At 63.2% G+C, this 9,028-nt stretch carries 11 protein-coding genes; all 11 read right to left on the bottom strand.

Annotated features, from left to right (window positions below; translation table 11 throughout):
- Positions 1-10: 10 nt before the first annotated feature.
- The gene (locus CKW39_RS08950; RefSeq protein WP_095797780.1) at positions 11-454 is read right to left on the bottom strand and encodes a hypothetical protein; all 444 of its coding nucleotides are present in this window, start codon (positions 452-454) and stop codon (positions 11-13) included.
- A complete protein-coding gene (locus CKW39_RS08945; RefSeq protein WP_095797779.1) occupies positions 454-1,479 on the bottom strand; it encodes a major capsid protein in 1,026 nt (341 codons plus the stop codon). Before CKW39_RS08945 ends, CKW39_RS08950 begins: the two co-directional genes overlap by 1 nt.
- Positions 1,480-1,496: 17 nt before the next feature.
- Positions 1,497-1,880: a hypothetical protein gene (locus tag CKW39_RS08940; RefSeq protein ID WP_095797778.1), complete on the bottom strand. Its 384-nt coding sequence runs from the start codon at positions 1,878-1,880 to the stop codon at positions 1,497-1,499.
- 18 nt (positions 1,881-1,898) lie between these two features.
- Positions 1,899-2,651: a hypothetical protein gene (locus tag CKW39_RS08935; protein WP_095797777.1), complete on the bottom strand. Its 753-nt coding sequence runs from the start codon at positions 2,649-2,651 to the stop codon at positions 1,899-1,901.
- A gap of 36 nt (positions 2,652-2,687) precedes the next feature.
- A complete protein-coding gene (locus CKW39_RS08930; protein ID WP_095797776.1) occupies positions 2,688-3,497 on the bottom strand; it encodes a hypothetical protein in 810 nt (269 codons plus the stop codon).
- Positions 3,490-4,947 (bottom strand): phage portal protein, encoded by a 1,458-nt coding sequence (locus tag CKW39_RS08925; protein ID WP_095797775.1) that lies wholly within the window; start codon positions 4,945-4,947, stop codon positions 3,490-3,492. Before CKW39_RS08925 ends, CKW39_RS08930 begins: the two co-directional genes overlap by 8 nt.
- Before the next feature lie 19 nt (positions 4,948-4,966).
- Positions 4,967-6,637, bottom strand: a complete 1,671-nt coding sequence (locus CKW39_RS08920) for a large terminase (RefSeq protein ID WP_095797774.1) — start codon at positions 6,635-6,637, stop codon at positions 4,967-4,969.
- A 21-nt stretch (positions 6,638-6,658) separates the two neighbouring features.
- Positions 6,659-7,123 (bottom strand): hypothetical protein, encoded by a 465-nt coding sequence (locus CKW39_RS08915; protein ID WP_095797773.1) that lies wholly within the window; start codon positions 7,121-7,123, stop codon positions 6,659-6,661.
- On the bottom strand, positions 7,123-7,665 hold the full coding sequence (locus CKW39_RS08910) for a DNA primase (protein ID WP_143469964.1): 543 nt from the start codon (positions 7,663-7,665) through the stop codon (positions 7,123-7,125). The genes CKW39_RS08915 and CKW39_RS08910 overlap by 1 nt, the downstream gene beginning before the upstream one ends.
- 161 nt (positions 7,666-7,826) lie before the next feature.
- Entirely contained in the window at positions 7,827-8,132 is a 306-nt protein-coding gene (locus CKW39_RS15980) for an HNH endonuclease (RefSeq protein ID WP_371514698.1), read from the bottom strand.
- 483 nt (positions 8,133-8,615) lie between these two features.
- Entirely contained in the window at positions 8,616-8,831 is a 216-nt protein-coding gene (locus CKW39_RS08900) for a hypothetical protein (RefSeq protein WP_095797771.1), read from the bottom strand.
- Positions 8,832-9,028 lie beyond the last annotated feature (197 nt).

The following is a 9,028-nucleotide window of genomic DNA, read 5'->3' as shown; positions in this document are numbered from 1 at the left end:
GCCCGCCTTCCTACTGGTTCAGTACCTCGAGGATGTCGGCCTTCACGCGGGCCTCGCCCAGGTCGATGTCGTTGGCCTGGGCGTATTCACGTAGTTGGCGCAACGTCCACTCGTTGGACGGTGCCTCAGTCTCGGCTGCAGCCTCGGTCTCTTCGGTCGCGGAGTCGTCGTCCGATTCCTCAGTGGCCTCGATCTCTTCGGCGGAGGCTTTTTCGGTCACCACTTCGGCAGGCGTGTCGCCCGTGTCGTCAGTGTCCGAGTCGTCGTCGTCGCCCGCGTCCGATTCCTTGACTTCCTCGGTCACTTCGGGTGCCTCAGCGGGCGGCAGGTCGGTGAGAACGCTCGGATTGGTCACCATGTCGGCGGCCCAATCCGGTACGTCCTCACCAGCGGCCAGCACCACGAGAGTCGAGTCCGAAGGTCGGCGCACGATTACGTTGGCTGTCAGTCGCATTACGCCACCGTCGCAGCCATCGTCTTCTTCGGGTTCGCCAGGACCGGGAATCCGATCGCGGAGGCATTGACCCAGGACTGCTTCGGGCTTTCCTCTTCGAGGTGAGCCACAACGATGCCCGGACGAGAGGGCTCTTCGATCTGGTACTTGTCGTCAAGCGCTTCTGCGGGGGTTCCCCACACGGTGGCGCCGGCAGACTTGGTTCCAGCCGAGGGCACGAACAGCACCTTGCCACGGGGCAGGATACGAGTTTCCTGGCCGAGGTCGTTGGTGTACTTCGCGTCGTAGATGGTCACCTTCGGGAGCCCATTGGCGGCCAGCACGTTGTTCACGAACTCGTTGGTGACGAAGTCCGGGGTGCCCACGAGGTTGACCGATGCCAGGGCGCGGAACTGCTCGCTGCTGGCTAGCAGGGCGAAGGTCTGCTTGGACATGACCATTTCGCCGTCCTGGTCCCATACCTCGACCCAGTTACGGAGGTCGGTGAGGGGCTTGGACGTCGGGTCGGTCCACAGCACGCCTGCGGACACGGAGTGCGAGGCCGGGCGTGCCCAGTCTGCTTCCTGCGTGACGCCCTGCTCATTGGTCAGGGTCGTCTTGCCGGTGAGCAGGGTCTGAGCAACCGCCAGTTCCATACGCACAATGGTGGCCAGGGTTGCGTCGCGCGCGGCCTGGGCGATTTCCTTACGGAAAGCGTCCTCACCCGCGCGGCGAACCGTCAGGCGGTCCTTCTCGGTCAGCAGGTAACGCTCACCGAGGGGCAGCAGCCCACCAGTGATCTGCTCGAAACCCGGGCGGGCTCCGAGGTGGTTCTGTTTGTCGAAGGTGCGGAACTTCGCCGAGGACGGGATACCGGACTGACCGGCCTTGATGCGGTACTCGACGTCGTAGGTCTGTTCCAGGGGCAGGTAGTCCCGCTGGAGTCGGTAGTCGATGTCGGCAGCCTTCGGCGCGGACGTCTGGATCTCGCGTGCGAGGTCCGTGAGCTCCGCAGGCTCGAAGTAATCGGTTACAAGAGTAGCCATGAGTTATTCCTCCTTGATCAGGCCGAGCCGAAAACGAAATGGCCGATGTTGCCGCCGGTGACAGCGGTCGGGTCAAATTCCACCGGCAGCAAGGAGGCGTCGATTGCCCCGTGCCAGATGTAGGCGTCCGAGTCGTCACCGTGGGTGACGTCCACGGGGTTGACCGTGAAGCCGGAGAACGGCGCCGTGGCCTGGTCCGCGACGGTGAACGGAACGGCCATGCCGTTGGCTGCCACCGATACCGGGTACAGCGCGGGGACAAGGTTGTCCGTGACGCCCGTGGCGGTCTTGAACTGGGCAGCGGTCAGGGTGCAGCCGAGGCCGTCACCCACCGCATGGCTGGTGAGCAGGGCACGCCGGTCGGCGTGCCCATGGGTCTTGCGTCGAGGATTGACGCTCATTGTGTGCCTCCTACAGGCCTAGAGATACTTACTAGCGATGTCGGCCCCGCTCATGCGTGAGGGGACGTCTCCGCCGTTACCAGTGCCTGTGCCAGGCCATGTCTGCCGCGTCCCGGTGATCCGGGTCGCGAAGTTCTTCACCTTGTCGGTGTCGACCGTCAGGTCGTCTTTGAGGAATCGAGACAAGTCCAGAGGTTCCAGAGCTTCCTCGATCTCGTCCTGCTTATGCGTGGACGCCAGAAGACCCTGGAAGGTGGCCCGGACCAGAGCCGGCGCGTACTTCGAAGCAGCCTCAGATTCAGCAGCCTGCCGGCCACGATCCTCAGCTTCTTGCACGGCACGCTCCTGCGCAGGAACCTGCTCCCGCTCGTGCTGATCCCACTTCGCGGCCTTGGCAGCCACCTCGTCGTAGTCAGAGCGAGCGCGGGCGGTGTTCTCGTGCTTGCGGGCCTTGTCCTTCCAGTAGGCCTCGCGCTGCTCGACGGTCATTTCAGACAAGGGCGTGTCCGCGGGGAATCCTTTGTCGGACTCCTTGGAATTCGTCTTGCTCTTGTCCTCGTCGGCGCCGTTCTTTTTCTGCTCGGATTCTCCGTTGTCTCCGGAGTTTTCCTCGCCTTCACCGTCGTTGCTGCCGTCGCCGTCTTCCATCACCGCGTCGCCGAAGGTCTGGCGGTGGAAGTCCAGAAGCTCCTGAATGCCGCCGGGTGCGGTGATGTCGATTCCGGAATCGGGGTGGATGATCCCGGAAGTCTTGTTCTTGTGCGTGGGCATGTTTTTCTCCTGTGTCAGGTGTGAAATTGATGGTCACTACTCCAAGGCCATGGGCACCTCGTCGGGGCCACGGAAATGGTGTTTCGGGTCAACCAACATGGGGCCGATTTCTCCGTGCTCGGTGATCTCGTACCGCTGATTGAAAAGGGCCCACCGTTCAGTAGAGTCGCCGGCGTCGGCATAGAGCCGGTCGAGATCTCCTCTGGTCAGGAACCGGCCTGGGTCTTTGCCGTTGATGATCGGCATGACCGCGCACTTGCACCCGTTGTGGATGGGGAGGAGGTCCCCGACGAAGTAGATCCGGTCGGAGGCCGCCAGGCAGATGCCGCACACGCCCTTCGGGGACAACTCCGGCCGGATGACCCGCCGATAGAGCTTCACGCCCTTGTTGGACAGCGTCTTCTGCGCCTGAGCACGGGCTGCCATCCGCAGGTCGGTCTTGGCCATGGTGCGAGCGCGGTTGACGGCTGCTGAGGCTGCGGCGCTGGCGGCGATCCCGAGGGAGATTTGCCACCGGTACTGGTTGGCCAGTCGCGTGTACGCGCCCACGTGGGTGGTTCCCTGACGCAGTGTGGCCGGGTCAACCAACGCAGTGGATCCCACCTCGGTGCCGATGGTCTCGGCGATGATCCGTTGCAGGTAGGCATCCGTCAGGGCTGTCTCGTTGCGCTGCCCGGACTCCACAAGGGCAGTGAGTTGGGTGGCGAGCGCGGTTACGGCGTCGTGGTTGTACCAGTCTCCGAAACCTGTGACTCGTTCGAGCACGGCGGTTTCGACGCGCTCAGCGATCAGCTGCTCGGAAGCTGTGTAGGCGTCGAGTACCGCTGACGCTCTGGCGTTATCCACGTGCCCCGCCTGCGAGCGCGTTGCCTGCTGTTATTACCGGGGACGGTGGGATGGTGTTGGGGTTGACCTGTGGGACGCCGAGCATGAAGTCGTCCAGGGTCGCTCCCTTCTCCCGTTCGATTTCCTCCGGGGTGGCTTGCCAGCAGCGTTCGAGGATCCATTGCTTGGACATCCCGGCTGCTTTGGCCTGTTGGGCTGCGGATGCTTGGGCGGTGAGTGGCCAGCGGTCCACGGGCATCCAGTCCACGGAGAGTTTGGTGACGTCGCCTCGGACTTCGTCGCCGATCATTCGGAAACCGTAGCTAAGCGCTCGGGCCAGGTCCCGGCCGAACCGGAGTTCTCGGTCCTCGGTGGCGAAGGTCAGGCCCTCGCGTGTGAGCGCGGCGCCTTCTGCGGACTGGTTTTCGCCTTCTGGTGAGAGGACGTTGACCGGGCGGCGTGTGACGGCGGCGAGGTTTCGTACGTCGTCCTTGACCGCGTTGAGGATGCCGGAGAGCTCGACTTGGCCTGATTCCCAGATCTCCGCGGCGCCGGGGATTACCCACATCGCTCCGGGGTCTGATTCGAACATCTCGTCGTAGTCGATTTCCTGCCCGGCTCTGGGGTGATCGGCTGGGTAGTGGGATGGCAGTTCGCCCTTAATGGCGCGCTGACGGAAGGCCTGCATGGTGGCGATCACCATGCGTTGGAGGATCATGTGGTCGATCCGGTCCAGCACGTCGAGGTGACGTTCGAATTCTCCGACGCCGCGGCGGTTACGGATGCGTACCACGGGTACTCGGATGTCGCCGGGTAAAATCAGGCCTTCCTCTGCTTCCCAGTTCCATTCCGAGGCGGTGAAGTAGATCTTCTTACGGTTGGTCTTGCGCGGGGTGGACGCCCGGAACAAGCGGCCAGCGACCCAGAGGAACGCGACGTCTTTCTGTTCGTCGGCGTCGTGGTAGAAGCGGGCGGCGGCGCGGATGACGCTCTGGTCCTCGGCATCGTGGATGGTGACCATCTGCCGGGGGTCTTCCCATGTGATGCGGATGTCCTCGACCGAGAGTGTCCGGTCCATGGGAGTGCCCGCACGGATACCGGTGATCAGGTAGGCGTCGCCCATCACAAGCACATGCTCGAGAGCGTCGGCGAAAGACACGTCGAGATCGTTGTGGCGGTAGAGCGCCCAGGCGATGCTGTCCCCATCTCCGGCGGTGGCGTCACTGCGGATCGCGCGCACGCGCATGCGTTCGAGCATGGAACCAACCACGAGCTCGGCCATGTTCAGTCGGGTCTTGCGGTAGAAGGTCTCCGCCGATTTCGGCATCGAGGCTGAGAGCTTCGGAACAGGTCCTTTGCCCTCGTAGCGGTCCATGAGCTTCTGATGGTCGTCGCGGGTCTCGCGGAGCTTTTGGTAGAGCCGCTCCAACCACCACCCGGGGGTGTACTGCTCGGATGTATCGATCGCCATGTTCAACCCCCTCCATCAGTCAGCGGACCCGCATGGGTACCGTCATCACGTTCGTGTTTTTCTTCTTGAGTGCCCCGCCCTTACGGGCAGCCAGGCACGCGGCCCAGGACAGGACGGAACACATGGCGAAGTCCATCTTGTTTTCCAGCCGGCCATCGAGCTTGCCGATAATCCACAGCGGGTTACCTTCGTCGTCGAGGATCCGCAGCTCTTTCTTGCCTGCGTTGCCGAAGTGTCTGATCAGGTCGTCATGACGTTCTTCCGAGCCGCCGAAAGCGACAGCAGCTGTCTCCATCGCTTCCACGAACGCTTGGAGCGCGTAGGCCATGACCTTGTGTCGGTTGGTCCACCACTCTTCGACGACGTCGTGCTCACCGGCCCACTTGCCCATTGTGTCGGTCCAGTACGGCGGGTCACCGTAGAACAGCAGCACGTCCCACTCGGACATGATCCACTCGAAGGTCTGCGTGACCTCGTCCTCGGGGACTTCCCACTCGCGTGCCTGTTCGGGGGTCAGCACCTTGTCGGGTTGTTCCCACGCGCCCACGAGCTCCTGCAGCCCGGTCTCTACGTCCGTGATCACGAACCCGGTCGAGTCACGACGACGGGCGCCGTCGAATCCGACCGTGACCCGGCGGCCACGCGCGATGCGCTGGCCTGGGACGAGCAGGCCGTTCTCCCGCATTGTGGAGATGTTGAATGCCTGGGAGCCGGATGAGTGCCAGCGGTTGAGGTAAACGCGTTCCCAGTAGGCCTTATCCATTCCCTTACGGTCGTAGTCCTTAGCGATACGCAAGAACTGTCCGGGCCCGTACTCGCCGGTGGGCCCGGTGGCCTCGGAAACCGCGGCCACGCGTTTCTCAACGGTGGACAGGTCGTCGTGTTTATCTCCGGCCCAGCGGGCGAAGAAGAACAGGGAAGGGTCCTCGACCTTTCCTTGCCCGATCTCCTCGGCCTCTTGCCGGATGTCCTCCTGGATGGATCCTTGCCCGGATGCTCCAGCAGTGGAGGTGTAGAGCGCCCAGGGGTCTTCCAGTGGGCGCTTGGCAAGGTTCTGCATCATCGTCTCGTGTGCGTGCCGCGCGCGAGGCATGAACAGTCGGTGAGGTTCGTCGAAATGCTGGAACGTGGTCAACGCACCATCTCGGGAGCCTGGTGAACCGGATACGGGGACGGCTTTGCCGTCCTCCTGGCCACGCGAGCCCATGCGGATGATGCGTTCCAAGGACACGTCAAAGAAGTCCGCGTCAGGCCCGTTCTCGATCACGTATTTGAGTACACCGAACGCCAGCTCGGACACCTGTTCCTCGGAGACGGCCATCATCGGGATGTACGGGAACTCCACAGGCCGGCCAACCGGGTTGCCGTAGGCGTCGAAGCCGTCGCAGCGCACCGGTGATTCAGGGTGTAGTTCCGCAAATGCGATCCAAGCCGCACGTTCCGTTTTGGCGGTGCCCTTGCGTTCCTCGAGGTCTCCGCGTTGGAATCGGCGGCGGCCGGCGAGGTCGTGGCCCTGCGGGAACACTTCGTACATGCGATAGAGCTGCGCACGAAATTCCGGGGTGATCTCGGCCGGACGGCCGGCCAAAGAACCGGGACCGTAGACGCAGCGTTCCTCGATGAACTGAGCGACCGCAGGCCCCAAGGTGGGATACGCGAGGTCCAGGGGCGGCACCAGCAGAGTTGCCACTGTGCCGCCTCCATTCTCGGGCTACTGCACGAGAGTCAGCCTCGGGTCATCACCTTCATCAGGTTGTCGGGATGTCGAGCCGCCAGCGCGCCGGCGTGTGCCCCGATCTTTGGCTTCCTCGGCGGTTTCGATGGTCCATTCCAGCCGCCGACGGTCGTAGGGGGTCAGGCCGAAGGCTTGACGCTGCAGACGAATCTCACCGGCAAGCTTGGCACTGGGCATGATCCAGAACTCGTCCATCAGGGCCGCGAGCACGAACAGTGCGTGCTTGTCCGAGGAGTGGTACTCGGAGGACATGGGCGCAGCCCACAAGTCCTCCCACCACTCCAAGGTCTGAGGCTGCCAAGGCACTTCGCCGCCATCTTCATCGCGGCGGGTGGGCAACTCCGGGGCGTCGTGGACGACAGTGCCGGGGCGGAGAACGGATGCAGTGGAGGCCTTGTTGCCGCGAGCGCGCACGGACGAGTGCTTCTTGGGCTGTGGCATCACACCTCCAATAGTTTTCCGGTGACTGCGATGTAACGGCCTTGGCTGTATCTCTCGACGAGCAGCCCATTCTCTCGGCGGCGGCTGCCGCGTCCGGGTCCGCCGGTGTGCCAGATGTGCACGCCCTCGCCGGACTGGGAGATCTCCACGAACAGTTTGTTCGGGGTTCCCTCGATGAGCTTCTGTGCCCGTGGGTCTAGTTGCCCGTCGTGAATGCAGTGGTCGAGGTCGATGCACGAGATGTCGTCGTCTGCGGTGAGCACGAAGCCGAGGCCGGCGCCGCGCTTGGACTTCTTCGCTTCCTCGTAGGTGCACCAGCTCTCGGGGTTGGTGACCGAGGCCCACCGGCCGTTGTCGGCTCGGACGGGGCGCTTCTTCTTGTCCCGGCGCACCCACTGGCGAGCGCTGGTCATGGCGGCCGGCAGCTTGGCTTTCCGATCGCGGTCTCGTTTGGCTGCGACGCGGCAGCGGGCCGAGCAGTACTGCGCGCCATCGCGCAGCAGGTTGATCGAATCCCCGCAGCGAGCGCATGTCCTAGGCATGCCCTCAGTCTACCAAAACAACCCCGGAATCACGCGGATTATCCGTAACACTTCCGCGCGTTCACCGATGCACCATCAGGGGGTCAAAGCGGGGTGTTTGCCCTAGTCAGAGGGTGATTGGGTGGGGTGGGGGAACCGTAGGGAACTAAGTTCCACGAACCTTAGCGTGGGAAGGAAACAGAGGGGGGAGGGGGTGGAGGCCCCCCGGTCTGGCCAGCCCGGCGCCGCCCCTCCCTCGACTCGGCCTGCGTCTTGATCGTGTGGCAGTTCGAACACGCCGCCTGCCCATTCGACAGGTCGAACTCAGCACCACCGAACGCGACCGCCACCTTGTGGTCACCGATCGTCGCACGGCCTGAGCAGCCGGGGAACTTGAGCTGGCATCGGAAGTGATCTCGTCTTAGCACCGTCAGTCGCCATGCCTTGTGTTCGGCTGTCGAGGTCCTTGGATCACCTCGCCAGTTCATCGGTTGATGATCATCGCAATAGGTGATGCCTCGAACCTTGGTCGAGCAGCCAGGAAACCCGCAGGCCTTGCGTGCTCTCGGCACGGTCATCACCTCCGTTGCTCTCAGCTGGTCACGACGTCAGGTTCACCAGGGTCAGATCCAAACTCATCGCTGCCCCACGGGATGAAACCCAGTGTCGATTCCTTCGGTGCCCGATCATGCGCGCACCGCCAACACCATGGCCCAGTCACAGCAGGGCAACCACACTGGCATGTCCTGATGGCTACCATCACTCGCCCTCCCACTCGACAGCGATACACCAGTACGGGGTCGGGAACTGCCTAGACCCCGGGGGCCGCATCCCAGGGGTTACCCCCTGGGATGCCTCTCCCCCGGCATCTATCCCTGGGGAGGGGCCGTGCAGAGACCCCCCGGGGTGGGTAGTCACATCGGCTCGATGCGAGCCGCAGGTAGGTGAGCTGCTCCGTCGCTAAGGCCCAGTCACCCGTTCAAGTGATGATGATCAAGCCGGAGCTGAGCGTGATGCAGCATTCCCATGCGAACCACCTCGTCCGTATGCTCAGACGCCCCTTGCACTCCAATAGATAGATCACCATCAGGAGACTGAGCACGCACCAACACCACGACATCGAGGACCACGGCATCGGCCTCAAGGTCCAGTTCAATGTCATGACCCAGGACCTGCTCGACCAACATGGCTTCCCCCGTTCGAAGTAGGTGGCCAAGTTCGCGCAATGCGCCCGGTGGCCAGCCGGTCAACCCAGCGACGGCGGTAACGACCCGGTAGCGAACGAGGCCCGGTGCTGAGGTTGGTACTCAAGAAGATGGCCAGCACGCAGAAAGAATCATCAGCGGCAGGAAGTAAGATCCGCCTCGCCTATCTTCGATCCGAA

The sequence above is a fragment of the Kocuria sp. WRN011 genome (assembly GCF_002295155.1).
Lineage (GTDB): Bacteria > Actinomycetota > Actinomycetes > Actinomycetales > Micrococcaceae > Kocuria > Kocuria carniphila.
Note: the sequence above shows the minus strand (reverse complement) of the source record. Positions and strands in the feature narration are given on the sequence as shown.